This window comes from Pustulibacterium marinum (assembly GCF_900116665.1).
GTDB lineage: Bacteria > Bacteroidota > Bacteroidia > Flavobacteriales > Flavobacteriaceae > Pustulibacterium > Pustulibacterium marinum.
This window is the reverse complement of record NZ_FPBK01000020.1, coordinates 11,092-27,596: the sequence shown is the minus strand read 5'-3', so window position 1 is coordinate 27,596 and position 16,505 is coordinate 11,092. Positions and strand designations below refer to the sequence as shown.

Here is a 16,505-nt window from a genome sequence, read left to right as displayed (position 1 = left end):
CAATGCTCATGGAATTCGTATCCAGATCATAAGAAAAAGCATTCGTTGGTTTCAAAACAAATAATCTAAAACAAACCGACCCTGATCCCAACAACAGACCTGCCGTACTTCCTAGTTAAGTTTTCCAATGGTTAAGGGTGAGGGAAAAGCAACGACCACATTATAAAAACAAAATAGGGACGTGAAAACTCAACTTATTGAACAGAGGTACTGGTATACCTGACAACGACAAGTGAGCTCACGTCCCCGGGTCCGTGAGCTAGTTACTTATCATCTCGTTGTCTAAAAATTACCAGTTTTCTGCTCGAGACTCTAAGCAATAGCTTCTAATATCTTTCTATTTGAAGAATTGCAAATTTATGTATTATTCCTACAAATATAACAATAAATATTACATAGCTATGTATATGTGAATTAATTATTAAAATCTTTTTGATTTACATGTATATAAATATGTAAAATGATTATAGAAATTGTGATGTCTCACCTAGACTTTTATATTATTGAAAGTATAAGAGAATTAAGAGCAAAGTCTACTCCATATATTGATCAATTAGCATTAGCTCAACTCATAGGCGTATCAGAAGGTTATATTGGACAAATCGAAAATCCAAAAAATAGGGCAAAATATAATATAAGAATGTTAGCAAGAGTAGCAAAGGCATTGAAATTAAAGTCATATAATGATATTCTCCCAAAAGAAATTTTGAAGTATGATATGGTAAAAATCAGACTTAAATTATTAAAATCAGATAGTAAGAAACATGAAGTAGATGAAAAGGGAAATCTAAAGAAAAGATTTGAAATTCTTTCTATTAAGCCATTAAATAATGGTGAACTCCTTAAATGGAATTCTGGAAAGCTAAACTATTTAACTATAATTGAAAATTAATTACTCTTAAAAATAAAAGAAAGTCTTTTAAATAATTCCCTAGATGAAAATAAAGAACTTGTCAAGAAAATATTAGGTTTGAATTCATAAAAATATTTAAACTTAGAGTGAAAGAAATAAAAGAGTTACTTGCGATTACAGCTTCCCTAAAGGAACAATTTATTCAATATAATAGAAACTTTACTCTAGATGGAAGACTTGTTGGAGATATTGGAGAGGTTTTGGCTGCAGAAAAATACAATTTACAGTTACTACCTGAAAATACACCAATACACGATGCAATTGAAATTTCAACAGGAAGAAAAATTCAAATAAAATCTTCTTTTAAAGAAAACTTTTATTTTCCCTTTGGAGAGTATAGAATTCCTGATTATTATTTAGCCTTAATAATACGAAAAGACGGAAATTTAGAAGAATTATACAATGGACCAGGAGAATTCATTTATAAAAATTATATAATCGCTAATAAATTAAAAGGATATAAAAATAGTTACTATAGACTATCTCACAATAAGTTAAAAAGACTCAACCAACAAATTTCAATAGAAGATAAAATTAAAATGAAATAAAAATGTCCTTTACTGAATTATATGTTTTTTTAAACGAAACAGAAATACCACTTGAAAAACGAAAAGATGGTTTCTTGGAGATTATTCGAAAAGACCACAACGAAAATATAAACAGTAATATTTATGCATACTATTTATCATGTGAAATTGAAGAACTCAAATCGACATTTCTTGATGCATTACTTTCCATTATATACGAAAAAACATTAAGAAAATTTCAATTTACAAGAGCTTTTACAACAACTGAAATGACTACTTCAAATGGAAGGATTGATATTTTCATAAGAGATCTTATAAACCCTGTAGCCATTATTATAGAAAATAAAATACATCATCGTTTAAACAATGATCTATTGGAATATTGGAATTATTTTAAATCGAAGGATGCTAATAAAATTGGTATACTGTTAACATTACATAATCATGTTATTCCAGAAAATGTAAAAGATAAATTTATCAACATAACACATTGGGAATGGATATCAAAGATTAAAAATATTATTGACTTAAATAATATTAACGATACATCGCAAAAGATATATTTAAATGATTTTTTTAAAACCATTGAAAATTTAACTACTACATACAAAATGAACGATTCCGCCAAATTCTTTTTCCAAAATGCAAAAAAAATAAATGAAACCTATGAAACTTTATTAGAAGGACATAAATTTTTAAATGATCAATACGAACTAATAGCCTCTAAATTGGGGCTTCAAACTTTTGGAAGTGAAATAACGTGGAAAAATATTTGGGACGAATCAAATTTAATCGACACCTATTTCACCATTATTACTAAGGATTTAATTTTAGGAAAAGCTTACAAATATCAAATTATTTTAGAACTTAATAGAGAGGACAAGGCAAAAGAATCAGAAATAAAAGAAAAATTTCAAAATCACCCTCAATTCAACAATGAATATATAGGTATTAGTAAGGACTCATATAAACATTTACAAGTGAGAGATTATGAAATAAGTATTGAAGAATTAAGTAGATTTTCAGAAATTGTAATAAGTCAAATCCAAAAAGATTTTGCCGATTTATTTATACAAATCATCAAATTCTTATATCCTAATAAGGATATAAGTAGATGGGAAAATAACTTTATTTTAGAATCACAATAATTGTTTACTTAAAATAAGAAATACTGATATAAATACATTCCTTTATTTTTTTATTTAAATAAAAACTTAATTAGTTTGCGCTACATAATTTAATATAAATGCAAAAGTCCCTAATATACCTAGATAATAATGCTACAACCCCCATTGATAAAAGAGTATTAGATGAAATGATTCCATTTCTTACCACTAATTTTGCTAATGCCAATAGTACGCATCAATTTGGGGTAGACTCACATAATGCTGTTAAAAAATCTAGAAAAGAAATTGCAGAGTTAATTGGAGCAGAAACTAATGAAATAATTTTTACAAGCGGAGCTACTGAATCTATTAATATTGCAATTAAAGGTATTGCCGATTCTTACCAAAACAAGGGAAAACATATTATAACAGTTTCAACAGAACATAGTGCGGTTTTAGATACATGTAAGTATCTTGAAAGTAAAGGATTTGAAATAACTTATTTACCGGTTAAATCTGATGGAACCATTTCCTTAGAAAAGCTAAAAGAGACTTTAAGAGATGACACTATCTTGGTATCTGTAATGTATGTTAACAATGAAACGGGAGTAATTCAACCAATAAAACAAATTTCTCAATTAACACACTCAGTTGGAGCAATCTTTATGACAGATGCTACTCAGGCAGTTGGGAAAATTGATATTGATGTAGATGATTTAGGTATAGACTTACTATCTATGAGTGGCCATAAAATATATGCATGTAAAGGTGTAGGAGCTCTTTATATTAGACAACGAAAAACAAGGATTAAAATACCTGCATTACTACATGGCGGTGGACATGAAAGAAATATGAGAAGCGGGACATTAAATGTTCCAGGGATTGTATCATTAGGAAAGGCTTGTGAACTGGCCAGAAAGGAAATGATTGATAATAAATTATCAATTATAAAGCTTCGTGATTATTTAGAGACAGAACTATTAAAAATTCCTGATACTACGATTAATGGTAACAGAGATAATCGACTATTCAATGTAACAAATTTATGTTTTAAAGGAGCAGATAGCGAGGCTATAATTATGGGATTAAGCAGTCCTGATAATGTTGAATTACCACTAATAGCTGTTAGTAATGGTAGTGCTTGTACATCAATGAGTATAGATCCTTCTCATGTATTGATAGCAATGGGTTTGAGTGAAAATGAGGCTTTCAATAGTATTAGATTTTCTATTGGTAAAGAAAATACTTTAGAAGAAATTAAAATTGTTATTAATTCAGTATCAACAGTAGTCTCAAATTTAAGATCTATGTCATTTTAATTATACTTATAAGATTTTAAATGCATACTGAATAAAAAATCTGAAGCTTTTGCCCCCTTCTCTATTCTATCATGCAATCTTTTTGGTATCTTGAAATTCAGATCATCATAGACTGATATAAATAACATTTGTAAAGTAAAAAGAACTAATCGAGTACTGGTTATTATTATTTCATTATCATACGGAGTAGTATGATGCCAGCCGTCTGGCTCACTAAATTTTAAGGAACCATGAGCAAAGAGATTTCTAATTTTATATACTATTTTTAACCCTATTAATTCTTTACATTCACACTCACTAATTGAATTAATTTCAGAATCATTAAGATACCAAGAATTTAATGATAGTAGTTTTTTTAAATAATATACTGTTTCCTTATAAAACTCTATCATCTCATAGTTTTCGAGAAAATTAATTTTTAAGTAATAATTCACCTTGTTAATTTTTCCTGAACGACTTGGGCAATTAGGAAAATCAAAACTATCGATAAAAGCTTCCAAGCCGCCCCATATATAATTAAAGCGTGTTAAATTCAAGATAAGGTCAGAATGAAATTTAGATCTATGATTTTCATATTCAATTGCAGAACCACACCATTGGACGTAATCATCGTATTTATCACTTAAAAAATGAACATATTCAATTCCTGAGGCTAAATAAAACCAAGAATTAACGGTATTTTGGTCATAAGGATTATAGTAAAGTAGAAATTTATAGATATTGTGACTATGTCTTTGTAGGTCAACAATTTTGATTTCTACATTCCCATAATTATTCATTATTAAATATATTATCTAAGGCATTAATATAAACCGGAATAGTCTCTGTTTCTATTCCAAACTTTTTGTCTATCATTATTTCAACAAGTGACTTTCCATCTATTAAAATAATGGGTACAGCTCCTGCTTTCCTTGTAGCACCTAGGGCTTCCTTTGTAAACTTTGAAGTTGTAAAAATAATTCCTTGTTCAAAATCCCCCTGAATAGCTCCTCTAAATTTATCTATTTCAGTTCTGCTAACAGAATTATTTTTCCATCTCTTGCATTGAAATGCTACATTTAAATGTGTAATTCCAACTTTTAATTGTCCAAATCCATCTATTCCTCCATCCTTAACATAATTTGTTACTTCTACCTTTTTAAATCCATAAACCCTTAGAAGCTCTCTGGCAAAAACTTCAAATAAAGCTGGGTCTATCTGCATTAATTGATTTAAAATTTGTGCCTTAAATGCTTCGACATGCTTACTATGAATCGATTTTAAATCATCTACTGTATGTTTTAAAGATTCCTTTGTTTGCTTTGATATAGAATCCTTTTTCTTTTCCCGAATAGTTTGCCCAGGTATAGGAATATCTTTTATCCAAAAAGTTCCATTCTTGAGAAATTGAAAATATTTCGTTCTACGAGCCGAAGGAAAATCTAGGCCTTCACTACGAGATCTAACAGATACTCTTACGATATCTTCAGGGCTCTCCGCATTAAACTTATACAGGTCATGAAGTACTATATAATCGTATATTTCTTTTATAGAAAGTGGTTTCCCCATCTTCTCAAGTACACCTAGAGCTACCTCATAAACTGTTTTCTTTTTCATACTAATACATTACATCCATATATATAGGTAAAAATTTATAGAGTTGTTTGTAATTATCTCTATCCCGCTCTGGTATAAAATTGATTTTTTTCAAATTATTAAACCTTGCATTAGCAGGCAAACAAGAATTTAGTAAATTAATTTCTTTTTTTGTTATAATCGGTGGATTAATAACAAATCTTTCGTCATCCTGCTTAATAAAATCGAATTTATTTAAATTATATTCTTTCAATTCAAATGAATAATTTTTAAAATCTAAAAAACCTCCAAAAGAGATCATTGGAGCACCATCTCTATAAGTAAAGAAAAAAAGTTGTCTAAATATTAATTTTTTGTCATCTGATAATGAGTAATTCCTATTGGTAATAACATCATTAATCTTATTGATAAACATTCTTCTTATTAATAAAAAATCTTCATCTCCTTTAAAATTATTAATGTTTATATCATGAGGCACTAACGTTCCAAATTCTTCACTAAAAGTTGTCAGATCATAATGATTAAGCTGTTTATTACAGGTCATTAAATAAACACTACCTTTAGATATATTAGAAAAAATGGTTTCAATATCTGTAAAATAATCATACTGAAGCTTTTCATCATAATCCATCCATATAAAATCTACTGATCTATTCCATGTTAAAGTCGGGAGTAAATTAGTAGATTTTCCCATTCTTATGTCTATACATTTAAAAGGCTTATTAAACTCAACCCTTTTCTTGGACTGCTCATCTGATTCAAAACTAATCATTTTATCTATATGCAATTGCTTATGAAAAAGTTTAAAATCAGTGAAGTAATTTGAGCCCATGCCAATATACCTTCTCCTATTATAATTAACCCCTTTGAATAGTTCTTTAACAGATGATGCCAACATTTGTCTTTCTACTGATTTTCCAGTTCTAAGATCATAATTTATGGCGCTTCCACTTCCACTCATAGATTATCGCTTTCAGATTTAATAAAATACTCAAAAACTTTTTCTCCTACTTCCCTATTTGCAGAGACATGAAAGAATTTCTTCGATTTATCAACATCTTTTTTATCTGCTTTAAAAGAAACAGTTGTAAGAGAATCATTTATTTCTCCAATTTTATTAATGGTCGGATATTTAAAACGGGAATCATATGTTTGATTTGACAATTGAATAATATCTACTTCTTCAGATGAAGTAATAACATCATTTCTCTCCTCATCGGAATTAAATGTTTTAAGAAAAGTGATTACTTGTGACATCGCATTTATCATTTCATTACGAGCTGCTTTAAAAACTTTTGAGTTAGAATCTACCCCAGTCTTAGTAGTTGTCATTGGAAGAAGTTTAGAATTGTCAGATGAAAAGAAAACAAAACCTCTGAACATAGCATATATATGATGAAATTTTTGAACATTAGAATTACCAAATCTTCTTCCATCCCATCCAGTAAGGTTAGTCTTATCCCTTTCAAGTACTAACCTATCATTACAATAAATATACCATCCTGCATCATCTGGACTTGCCTTGCCCACACCAGCATATATTTTTACATTTACTCCTCCTACATCGAATGTCTTACAAAAAGGCTTTAATTCATCATATTGTAAGAGAGATAATCCACTTTTATTAAGTTTGATGTCATTTATATAAATTGACAATTGTTTATCCAAACTAAAACTTAATGTTCTCTCAATCTCATCTCTTAAATTTCTAACGAATATCTCAGAACTAAATTCATCCAGTACATCTTGAGTTAAGTTAGTTACTCTAATAAATGTTCCTTCTACATCCCCTAAATCGTTATTATTCTTATCAATAATTTCATATTCAAAGCTCCAATCTCCTCCAATTTTACTCCAAGCATTAACATCAACAGTAACCAGAAAATGATCTTCTTGATGATGTGATTCTACTTCAAACTGGTTTCCCATTTTAAAAAGAGCCCTCTTCATACCTACACCAAATCTACCGACAGAATGCTTAACATCATGCCCACTACCTTCTGGCCTACCAAACATAAACGCATAGTTCTTGGCTACGTCTAAAGAAAAACCTCCACAATTATCCTCGATGGAAAAAGAGGAATCATCTATTTTAATTTTAATCCATAAATCATCAAAGTCATTATCTCCTCTTAAATTTTTGGCGCCATCTATTGAATTGTCAATTAGGTCTATTATAGCTCTCTCAAGTTTTATATCCTTAGTAAGCATTTGAATGAAGAAATCCTTAGTAGGACTCGCAGATACAATATTACTCATAAAATTAGGCCTTAAATAATTCTCCTACTTTAAACTCTTTCAAATTTGATACCAACTGATATTTTTGAATTTTTTCCATGCTAGCTTTTAACTTAAGAGCATCCTTATCCCCGATCCCCATAAACTTTTGCATCATTTTTAAATTGGTTTTATCCTTAATATCAAATAAAAAGGCAGTTTCACACATACTACTAAAATCAAAAGATGGTTGATTAAACTCTTCTATACCTTGTGACAAAAGCATAACCGAAACTCCTTTTGATCTTATTTCTCTTAAAATTTTCTCTAGTAAATCTTGAGATTTTTTGTCTTTAAAAATAGTATGAGCCTCATCAATTAACAATACATACCTCATTCCCTGATGATTATCTTCTATCGGTGCATTGTCCATATTCATAAAAGTATTATAAATATAATTTATAATAAGGAATACAGAAGTAAACCTAACGCTTCGGGGTAAATCTCCAGATAAACTTAAGTAATAATTCTCATTTAGAAAACTATTTTTTAAATCACTCTCTTTCTCAAAAAGATCTAACTCACTCAAACTCTCAAGAATTTCTCTTAACGTGCTAACCTTTTCTCCTTCTAAATCAACTACCTTTTCATATATCTCTTTAAAAGATGGATACTCATTACCTTTAATTTCTGCAAATACACTTTTTGTTGCATCTTTTAAAGTTTGTTGCTGATTTTTACCTATTCCACTATAACTTGCTATTATATCAACAAATTTATTAATCCCCATAATCTTGTTTTTCTCATTGATTATATCAATAAAAGAAAGAGGATTTACTGGAAAAGGTTTATAAGGAGCTTTAATTAAAGTACAATTTGTAGTTGTAAAAAAGTCATTATTTTTTTTCTCATCTTCTTCGGTTATTCCTTTAAAATCTAGAAAAATAAAGTTGACTTTCCCATTAGTTTCTTTTACAATCTGCTTTAAAACACTATTTGCAAAATAAGTTTTACCTGTACCTGAATTACCAGCAACAGCAATATGGGCATTATTATGTAATGACGTATCATTAAGATTAAAATAAATATCCTCATCCTCTAAAGATTTACCCACAAGAACTTTAATAGAATCAATAAAATAATCTTTATTCAGAACTCTATTTTTTCTAGTATATTCATCAAAAATTATAGCATCATTTGAAACTTGGTTTTCTTCTAATTTTTCAATACCGCTTTCTAAATTTTCCAATAAAAAATCTAATCCAGAATAATTTTTATTTTCCTCGAAAAGCTTATTCATTAATTGAAGTCCATGATCAATATGCATCTTTATGTACTTAGCTATATCCTTATCAGTTTTGTAAAGTTCATAATGCTGACAAATTAATGCTATATAGTAATCTCTGTACTTTCCGAATAAAATATCATCTTTATATTCCTTCCCTTTACTATCACCTAAATCTGTTGCAAGGTTAAGTTTAATATTTTTAGATAATGAATATGAAAATGCAATACGAGAAATTACATTTTCTGTTCCTAAACCTAACTTCCTTGTTAATTCTTGAACTATAGGCTTATTTTCCTCTGATGTTCTTATATTAATTAGCATGGTTGTACATTTGGTTATAGGTTGATATAAAATTCTCTGGGTTAGTCATTAAAAACTCACTCTTATCTTCATGTATATTATTTATCAAATAAGTCTTAGCTATTGAACCTGATAATATTTTAAACTCCTTATCTGTAAGTTCTTTATTGATTAATGGAAAAATAACTACTTGATCTGATATATTAGGATAAAAATACTTCACAATATTCTGCGCATGTTGCTCATCAAATTTTTGCATAGGAGAATCTATAAATACAGGGAATTGTAAATCACTTTCTTCCACCAACGCTCTTAATAAAGCCGTTGCATACATTTGCTGTTCACCTTTACTTAATGACTCTTTTTTAATTTCTTCTCCCCTAGAATTCTTTAAAACTATATCTATTGTTTCTCCTATAATTTCTACTTCTACCTTTTTTACAAAGCCTTTTTTATGAAGTAGTGTTTCAAGCCCAGCTAATATTTGCTGTTCCAAAGACTCTTTTTTCTTTATCTTAAAAATTTCTATGAAATCTTTTAAATTCCCTATTTGTTTTTTGATAAGTTCATCCTTTGACTTACTCTTTTCAGAAACTTTTAATTTCTTAGCAAGTTCATCTCTCTTCTTTATTTTTTGAGTCTTTTGATTGATAAATTCTCCTATTTCTCTGTTTAAAGAATCTATGGTATCATCAATACGTATAATCTCTTTATCCAAATTTGCTTTTTGAAGCCTAAATTCTGCTATCATAGGACTTTCCTGATTAGTTTCAGCATCTCTAATTTTTTTTCTTATAGCAGATATTTCATTTTTTGTAAGATTATATTCTGAAGTTATCCTTTTAAAGGTTTCTTTAAAGGAAAAACGAATATTGCTCATCAAAGCAAAAAGCTCATTACGTTCTGAATCTGAAAAGTCGTGAATTGTTTGAAAATCTTCCGGTAGCTCAGGAGTATCTGAAAAGAAATGTTTTTTAATTAATCTTTCAAATGCTTCTGAAAAAAAGCGTTCCACTTTATAATCAACAACTAAATCATCCGGTCTCTTTTCTTTTATTAAGTCAGTAAGTATTTTATTCGTTACTCCTTTTACATTCTCGTCTTTGAATTTTGCAGCCTTATAGTTCGCTTCATTTTCTAATTGTGTATATACATCAAAAAATTTCTCTCCTGCTATAGCAAATGGTATGATATCGTAAGATTCCTTTAGCTGACTCTGGAGTTGATTTTGCTTTTCAGTTAAATTTTCCTCCTGAACTCTCAACTCTTGTAATTCCTCTACCGTAATTAAACTACCTGATTTTATAAGCTTCTCTTGTATATCTCTTGAGTCTTTATTTTTCTCGCTTCTTATTTCTCTAAGCTCTTCTATTTTTTGTTCATTCTCCTTAATACTCTCATCAAAATTCTGAATTTCAGTTCTTAAAGTTTGAAATTGATTTTTCTCATTTGCACTTGCAGTATCTTGACGCAACTTAAGTTGTAACCCTTCCAACTCTCCTTTTAAGTCCTCATATTTCTTAATTCCTAAAACTTCAGAATATGCTTTACTCAATTTTCTCTTTTGTTCTGGAGTATTTACTTCTGCCAAGCTTACAATCTTTTCAGCATCAAAAAAGAAAAATTTAGCTATTTCTATTGGCATTACAAATTCTCTGATAAAAATTTCTTGACCTACTTCCTTTGCCAACTCACTAGGATAACCATCAATTAAAATTTCAACATCCTCAGAAGAACTAGTTTTGATATTGTAACTCCTTTTTACTACAATTTCTTTACATGGTACTTCAGGAATATTTACATTTTGGAAAGTTATTGAAACATGAAACTTATAATCCTCTTCTGACTTAGCTAAACGGTTCAATGAATTTGCTATATACTTACCATAGCCTCCTTGATCATCAATTTCCTTTTTGTATATATCGTCTACATCTTGCATTTGCCTCCCATAAAGACACCATACAAGAGACATTAAAAAAGTTGTTTTACCGAAGCCATTTCTACCGCTAACAATAAATATATTTTTTTCATCATCGCCTGATAAGTCGATGTTATTTACACCTTTATAAATTCTAAAGTTGTATAATTCAATTTCTTTAATTGTCATTATTTCTTTTTTTCCACCTCCAAATACTGTTCTAATCTTGATTCTATATCGGATTGAAGACCTCTCTTCTTAATCATTAAAGTTTTTGTCTTTTGTAAAGCCAATAAATCTTGTATTAACTCAACATCTTTCTCCTCATTCTTACAAGATGTTTTTAGTAAGTCTGATTCCTGTTTAAATTTTTCCTGTTGCTTACTCATATCAATGGAAGTATTATATATAGAATTATAAATATCTGACACTCTTAACTTAAAAAAACAATCACGATACCAATAGTATTGTATTAAAACTAATTCTTGATGGGTTATAAGTTCAACTCCTTCAGCATTCTGAATCTCCTTTTGTGCTGTTAAAATTCTTCTTAAGATTTTTGCTCTGGTTTCAAAAGTATAAGGTCCCCATAAATGCTCCGAAACAGTTTTATTACGTCTCTCTTTTTGTCTATACTTTTCAGGATTATCCCTTGTTAAAACTAAAAAATTTCTTATTTCCATTAGCGGATACATCCACTCCTCTCCATTATCAATAAGGCCTTCCATACTTCTATCCTTATTAACAACCGTACATGTCCAGCAACCAAAACGACTATTACCACAACTTGGAGTCGTATCATCAATTACCAAAGGACAATCCCCTGCATTAGCATTCCTATATAGTGTTATTAGCTCCTTGTTAGTTCCTCCCCACGGTGGAGAAACTTGATTTAAATATTGCCAAAGCTCATTAGTTGAAACATCTTTAATAGGCGCAAATACAAAAGCATTTTGTAGTTGATGCTTTCTTAGTCTTTTACCTTTCACCGCATGTTTCTTAATTGAAGCTGCTCTATTAGAACTCTCCGCACTTCTTGTCCCTAATAAAATTATTACTTCTCCACTTTCTGAAATTTTATCCTTAATAAATTTAGTTGTAGGATTTATTTTTAACCTTTCAGTACACCATCTATAAAATTTATTTGGTGCTGGATATCCAAGACCTATTAACTTCACCCAAAAACTATCCTCTAATTGAGGCATCGTTTGATGAACAGTTATTGGTAATTCATAGTCTACAGCTGCCTTTTGTATTTTATTTAATGTTGAATTAATAAATTTAACAATCCTTGGATTTTCTACCATAGTATCGTTACATACTATATATATTCTTCTTGTTTGCCTTAAGAAAGGATCTATTCTCAATAATGATCTCCATACAATTTGGAGTAACATCGTACTATCCTTTCCTCCGCTAAAACCAATAATCCATGGTCTTTTAGAATCATCCAAAAGAAATTGATCTATTATCTCATTTTCTAAATGACTTATATCTAACGACATTAATTAACTTTTAATTTAAAAATTCTAATAAAAAAACAAAATAACGAAATAATAAATACTTTATAGTGTATTCTTGGGAACTCTTTATAATATATGTTAAGTTAAAAGAATTAGCACAAGATAAAAATTAGAATACATTTATACATCTTTTTCATATAAAAATATAAATTTCATACTCTTCAACTTTCTATATTAAGTATTTTACCTCCCAAACATCCCCCTCACCTCTCTGTGTATTCTTTCAAAGTTAGTATCTAAATCCTTTTCCGTGTATTTCTTAGGAATCGGTGGTTTTTGTTTCGCTATCACCGGCACTCGAAACCGCAACTTCTTATCTCTCCCATCCGCAAACCCAATAAACTCTCCGGTACGTAATCTAAAAAACTCATCGGCTCGGTGTTTGCTTACCTCCTTTTCTCCTTTGGTAATCCGACTGTTGGAACTCCATCCGGCATCCTTACTCACACTTCTAGTAGGTTTTGTAACTATCTCAAAAAATCGTTCATAGTATTTGGCGGTATCCGGGTCATTCGCCTTGCCAAAAAACTGATAGGATAAATTACTAATAATAGCCTTACTGGCTTTCTCCCCATAGAGCATATCATTTTGAATCTTATCCTGCATAACATAGATGGTGGTGATATCATAACTCCGAAGGGTTGCAGGGATTCGGTGCATGTGTAAAAGTTTAATGGTAGGCGCTTCCTCCATCAAGATAAAAGCTGATTCCCTTCCCCGTTCACTCATTTGCTTCACCACCGTGTGCATCACCGTAGCAATCACCGGTGCAAAAGCAGATTCATATTTCGGGTGGTTAGAAATAGCGATCGCTGCTTTGCGATCGGGATGATTCACATCCAAGGGAACCTCATCGGCAGAGAGAGCCATAAATAACTTTCGGGAGCCAATCTTTTTAAAGGCATTCGCCAAGGTACTACGAACTCCTGCCGTTTGCTTCTCCGAATCCACTCCATGGATAAAAGCGCTTGCCATGGTATTGGCTGTTAGATCAGCTCCCAAGAACTTTTCCAAACTTTCGGTATCCAAGTACTGAAAAATTGCGATCAAATGCGGGAGCGTACAAAATTGAGGATAGTGTGTTCTCAGTTTCCAAATCAACCCTGCCAACAAGCCCTCCACCGCATCCGAGAAAAACTTATTGCTTCCCATCGCCTCCGATAAGTTTTGTTCCAATAGATTTTCCATAAGGACCTTGGATACCTCATGTACACTTTCTTCATTGGGCAGGTATCGAGGTGCTATGGGATTTACCCGATAGTACAAGGTATCAAACGCAATGGTATAAAAGGGAACTTGCTGCTGTTCAAACAAGGGATACGCCATCTCCGTTAATTCCAAATCCTTATAATCATGCAGAATGCCACAAAACTGATGCGTGGCCAAATGGCGAAGTATGGGATAAATCACACTCTCGGTTTTCCCGCTTCCGGCAGCCCCAATGATGCAAATTCCTCTACGGATATTCTCAATGGTAAAACGTCCATTGTCTAGTTGTAATTTCAAGCGATATTTTGGTGGTACTTTCGGTGTACGTCCACTCCACACCCGTCCCAACACCAAGGTTAAGATTAATAGTCCCGGAGCTACATAATACATAATAATTTCTACTAGTTGTGTTGTCATATCTCAATAGAGCCGGAACGAATGGCACGACTCACCCCTTTTTTAATTTGTTTCAATACTTTAGCCGCCAGTTGTGCCTGATTCACTGGTACTGTTGGTACACTGGTTTTAATTCCTGCTTCCCGTAAGATTTGAAATCCTAGTTTTCGTTGACTCGGTGCCATCTGCCATAACTTTTTCACATAGGCATCAGGATTCTTCAGTAAGGTCTTCCGTGCCTGGTACTGTTCTACATAATGCCGTTTGTAACCAAATTGTTTATCAAACTGCTGTTCTGCTTTTTGAAAAAACCGATCCCGATCAAAACCTCGTTTGACTTTTTTTCCATTGAACTCTACCTCCGAAGCTTTGTACTTACTTCCCGGAGACAGGCTATAGCGATTCGATTGATCTTTGCGACTCATAATGACATGCACATGGGTTTGCGCTCCTGCTTTGGGCATTCCAGTTTCCACCATCCGACCATTTTGTTGATGGGGTGCTGCTTTGCGTGTACGTTCGATTTCCCGTTGGGTCGCCTTGACACTGCCTGCCAATTCCCCCCGTTCTATTTTCCGAATATCATTTTCCAGTTTCGCCACCTTGGCAATATAGGATTGGTTTTCCCGAACCGCTTTGTCCGTACCTTTATAAGTACGACTGTGCTCTATTTTGGCAAAGTATTTCAGATCCTTAGCGTTTACCGGGCGTCCATCAATTTCTCGATGAAAGGATTTCGCATACTCCTTCATCAGTTCCCGCGTATAGGCTTTCAGATCCGTACTAGGATTTTGTAAAATGGCTTGTTCCCGTTGACTCGGATTAATCGTCAAAGAATAAAACCGCGCTTCTGTTTTTTTGAGCTTCGCTGTATTGGTATCAATCTCCTGAATGACTTTCTCAGCAGCTATGGCATCTGCTTCTTGATTAAAAAAGGTTTCTTGTGCAGCTTCTTCCAATCCTTCATTTTCTTTTTCCAAATAGGCAACAAAATCCGAAGCGCTTTGCAGGTAGTTGCTCCCTGTTTTCTGTGGTGTGATCGTGATGTACATAGGCTTTCATTTTCATGTGTTCAAATTCATTTTTCTCCATACTAATTTTCACATACCCACTTCCAAAAGTGGGATCGACATAGGAACTCGCTGCAAAGATTTTTTCCAGCATTCGGGTGAGTTCTCTTACCCGTTTTTGCTCCTCAAAATATTGATCCTGATAATAAGCTTGTGCATCCAAATTTCTATCCAAAGAACTGCTCTCCTCTGGTCTAATTTTCTCCAAAAGCAATTCTTTTTTAGGCTTGGTATGGTCGGAAGGATCACTCCCTTTTTCCAGTTTCAGTTCCGATTTTGGTTCCTCCCATCGGGTCGCTTCCTGAAACAGCAATTGCAACATTTCATGAGTCGGATCCATTTTCTTTTTTTCGATATCCTTGATGATGGAAATCATCGCACTGAATCGTTTTTTAAATGTGTTTTCTATCCGCTCCAAATGAGAATCCAACGTATCATAAGGAGAGAGTTTATACCCTTCAAAAAAGTAAATCATGGCTTGCAATACCTCGGAGCGCGTTTGCTTTAATCCCTTACAGAATTCTGCAAAGTGTTGCACCGTGACACGCTTGATCGACATATTCGTATAGTTGTATTTTTCGGCATCTTCTTTTCGCATCTTCCAGGAACTTTTTACTGTGTTTATAAGGCTTCCCGAAGCGTTTCCAGGAAGTCTTTTGTATCTTACCATGTTAGCAATCGCTCCAAACCCCAGTAATGACAAGGGTTTCAAGCAATCTCAATACTGTAACATCGCCCGTGGCGTGTTACCCTCTTGCTCTTCCCCTTAGTTTTGATTCGTTACTTATATAGAGATTATCATCGGTTAAGATAGCTCTTTCACTAAGGGTTTCTTTTCTTCTTTTAATACTCCATAATTATAAGTAACACTCAACCGATAAAGGAGCTTTATACGCACTCCAAAGTTTGAGGCTTATCATTTTAAAATCCTTTATCGGTTATCTCTGAATTGTATCAAATGGAAATCCAGGTGTTAGACCTAATTATTGGGGTTCGATAGTTGTTCAGATTAACGCTTTTGAGACTTACTTGTGCCTGTAATACAAAATCTTATGGTTATTCGCTTAGAGATGATAATCTTTGTGATAGTGAATAACAATCAGCCGGTAAAGACGCTTGAATTGCTTTTCAAAGTTCTTAGACT

General features: G+C 31.8%; 14 protein-coding genes. 4 read left to right on the top strand and 10 right to left on the bottom strand.

Features of this window, described 5'->3' with window-relative positions; genetic code table 11:
* The first annotated feature begins 460 nt into the window (after positions 1 to 460).
* The 4 genes from BM383_RS17490 to BM383_RS17475 all read left to right on the top strand — a co-directional run bounded on the left by BM383_RS17490 (position 461) and on the right by BM383_RS17475 (position 3,865).
* Positions 461 to 892, top strand: coding sequence for a helix-turn-helix domain-containing protein (locus tag BM383_RS17490; protein WP_093026450.1), 432 nt, complete (start codon positions 461 to 463; stop codon positions 890 to 892).
* Between the two features lie 107 nt (positions 893 to 999).
* Entirely contained in the window at positions 1,000 to 1,461 is a 462-nt protein-coding gene (locus BM383_RS17485) for a DUF6998 domain-containing protein (RefSeq protein ID WP_093026449.1), read from the top strand.
* 2 nt (positions 1,462 to 1,463) lie between these two features.
* Positions 1,464 to 2,588, top strand: coding sequence for a PD-(D/E)XK nuclease family protein (locus BM383_RS17480; protein WP_093026448.1), 1,125 nt, complete (start codon positions 1,464 to 1,466; stop codon positions 2,586 to 2,588).
* Positions 2,589 to 2,686: 98 nt separating this feature from the next.
* Positions 2,687 to 3,865 carry a cysteine desulfurase family protein gene (locus tag BM383_RS17475; RefSeq protein ID WP_093026447.1) on the top strand — a complete coding sequence of 393 codons (1,179 nt, stop codon included), beginning with the start codon at positions 2,687 to 2,689 and terminating at the stop codon, positions 3,863 to 3,865.
* On the opposite strand, the gene BM383_RS17470 is transcribed toward BM383_RS17475, so the two are convergent.
* The 10 genes from BM383_RS17470 to BM383_RS17425 form a co-directional block, all read right to left on the bottom strand.
* Entirely contained in the window at positions 3,862 to 4,644 is a 783-nt protein-coding gene (locus BM383_RS17470) for a hypothetical protein (protein ID WP_093026446.1), read from the bottom strand. The two genes, BM383_RS17475 and BM383_RS17470, sit on opposite strands and share 4 nt — an antisense overlap.
* Complete coding sequence (locus tag BM383_RS17465; RefSeq protein ID WP_093026445.1) at positions 4,637 to 5,461, bottom strand: restriction endonuclease; 825 nt, start codon at positions 5,459 to 5,461, stop codon at positions 4,637 to 4,639. The genes BM383_RS17470 and BM383_RS17465 overlap by 8 nt, the downstream gene beginning before the upstream one ends.
* 1 nt (position 5,462) lies before the next feature.
* A complete protein-coding gene (locus BM383_RS17460; RefSeq protein WP_093026444.1) occupies positions 5,463 to 6,401 on the bottom strand; it encodes an O-methyltransferase in 939 nt (312 codons plus the stop codon).
* Positions 6,398 to 7,699 carry an ATP-binding protein gene (locus BM383_RS17455; RefSeq protein WP_093026443.1) on the bottom strand — a complete coding sequence of 434 codons (1,302 nt, stop codon included), beginning with the start codon at positions 7,697 to 7,699 and terminating at the stop codon, positions 6,398 to 6,400. The genes BM383_RS17460 and BM383_RS17455 overlap by 4 nt, the downstream gene beginning before the upstream one ends.
* Positions 7,700 to 7,703: 4 nt before the next feature.
* The gene (locus tag BM383_RS17450; protein ID WP_093026442.1) at positions 7,704 to 9,266 is read right to left on the bottom strand and encodes a DndE family protein; all 1,563 of its coding nucleotides are present in this window, start codon (positions 9,264 to 9,266) and stop codon (positions 7,704 to 7,706) included.
* On the bottom strand, positions 9,256 to 11,352 hold the full coding sequence (dndD, locus tag BM383_RS17445; protein WP_093026441.1) for a DNA sulfur modification protein DndD: 2,097 nt from the start codon (positions 11,350 to 11,352) through the stop codon (positions 9,256 to 9,258). The genes BM383_RS17450 and dndD overlap by 11 nt, the downstream gene beginning before the upstream one ends.
* Positions 11,352 to 12,668, bottom strand: coding sequence for a DNA phosphorothioation system sulfurtransferase DndC (gene dndC / locus BM383_RS17440; protein ID WP_093026440.1), 1,317 nt, complete (start codon positions 12,666 to 12,668; stop codon positions 11,352 to 11,354). Before dndC ends, dndD begins: the two co-directional genes overlap by 1 nt.
* 201 nt (positions 12,669 to 12,869) lie before the next feature.
* Complete coding sequence (locus BM383_RS17435) at positions 12,870 to 14,312, bottom strand: type IV secretory system conjugative DNA transfer family protein (protein ID WP_093026439.1); 1,443 nt, start codon at positions 14,310 to 14,312, stop codon at positions 12,870 to 12,872.
* Positions 14,309 to 15,343 carry a MobB family relaxase gene (gene mobB, locus BM383_RS17430; RefSeq protein WP_093026438.1) on the bottom strand — a complete coding sequence of 345 codons (1,035 nt, stop codon included), beginning with the start codon at positions 15,341 to 15,343 and terminating at the stop codon, positions 14,309 to 14,311. The genes BM383_RS17435 and mobB overlap by 4 nt, the downstream gene beginning before the upstream one ends.
* Complete coding sequence (locus tag BM383_RS17425) at positions 15,255 to 16,031, bottom strand: BfmA/BtgA family mobilization protein (RefSeq protein ID WP_093026437.1); 777 nt, start codon at positions 16,029 to 16,031, stop codon at positions 15,255 to 15,257. Before BM383_RS17425 ends, mobB begins: the two co-directional genes overlap by 89 nt.
* Positions 16,032 to 16,505: the final 474 nt, after the last annotated feature.

Coding starts and splice junctions, on each gene's coding strand:
- BM383_RS17490 (WP_093026450.1), top strand. CDS start 461: ATGATTATAGAAATTGTGATGTCTCACCTAGACTTTTATATTATTGAA.
- BM383_RS17480 (WP_093026448.1), top strand. CDS start 1,464: ATGTCCTTTACTGAATTATATGTTTTTTTAAACGAAACAGAAATACCA.
- BM383_RS17475 (WP_093026447.1), top strand. CDS start 2,687: ATGCAAAAGTCCCTAATATACCTAGATAATAATGCTACAACCCCCATT.
- BM383_RS17470 (WP_093026446.1), bottom strand. CDS start 4,644: ATGAATAATTATGGGAATGTAGAAATCAAAATTGTTGACCTACAAAGA.
- BM383_RS17465 (WP_093026445.1), bottom strand. CDS start 5,461: ATGAAAAAGAAAACAGTTTATGAGGTAGCTCTAGGTGTACTTGAGAAG.
- BM383_RS17460 (WP_093026444.1), bottom strand. CDS start 6,401: ATGAGTGGAAGTGGAAGCGCCATAAATTATGATCTTAGAACTGGAAAA.
- BM383_RS17455 (WP_093026443.1), bottom strand. CDS start 7,699: ATGAGTAATATTGTATCTGCGAGTCCTACTAAGGATTTCTTCATTCAA.
- BM383_RS17450 (WP_093026442.1), bottom strand. CDS start 9,266: ATGCTAATTAATATAAGAACATCAGAGGAAAATAAGCCTATAGTTCAA.
- dndD (WP_093026441.1), bottom strand. CDS start 11,352: ATGACAATTAAAGAAATTGAATTATACAACTTTAGAATTTATAAAGGT.
- dndC (WP_093026440.1), bottom strand. CDS start 12,668: ATGTCGTTAGATATAAGTCATTTAGAAAATGAGATAATAGATCAATTT.
- BM383_RS17435 (WP_093026439.1), bottom strand. CDS start 14,312: ATGACAACACAACTAGTAGAAATTATTATGTATTATGTAGCTCCGGGA.
- mobB (WP_093026438.1), bottom strand. CDS start 15,343: ATGTACATCACGATCACACCACAGAAAACAGGGAGCAACTACCTGCAA.
- BM383_RS17425 (WP_093026437.1), bottom strand. CDS start 16,031: ATGGTAAGATACAAAAGACTTCCTGGAAACGCTTCGGGAAGCCTTATA.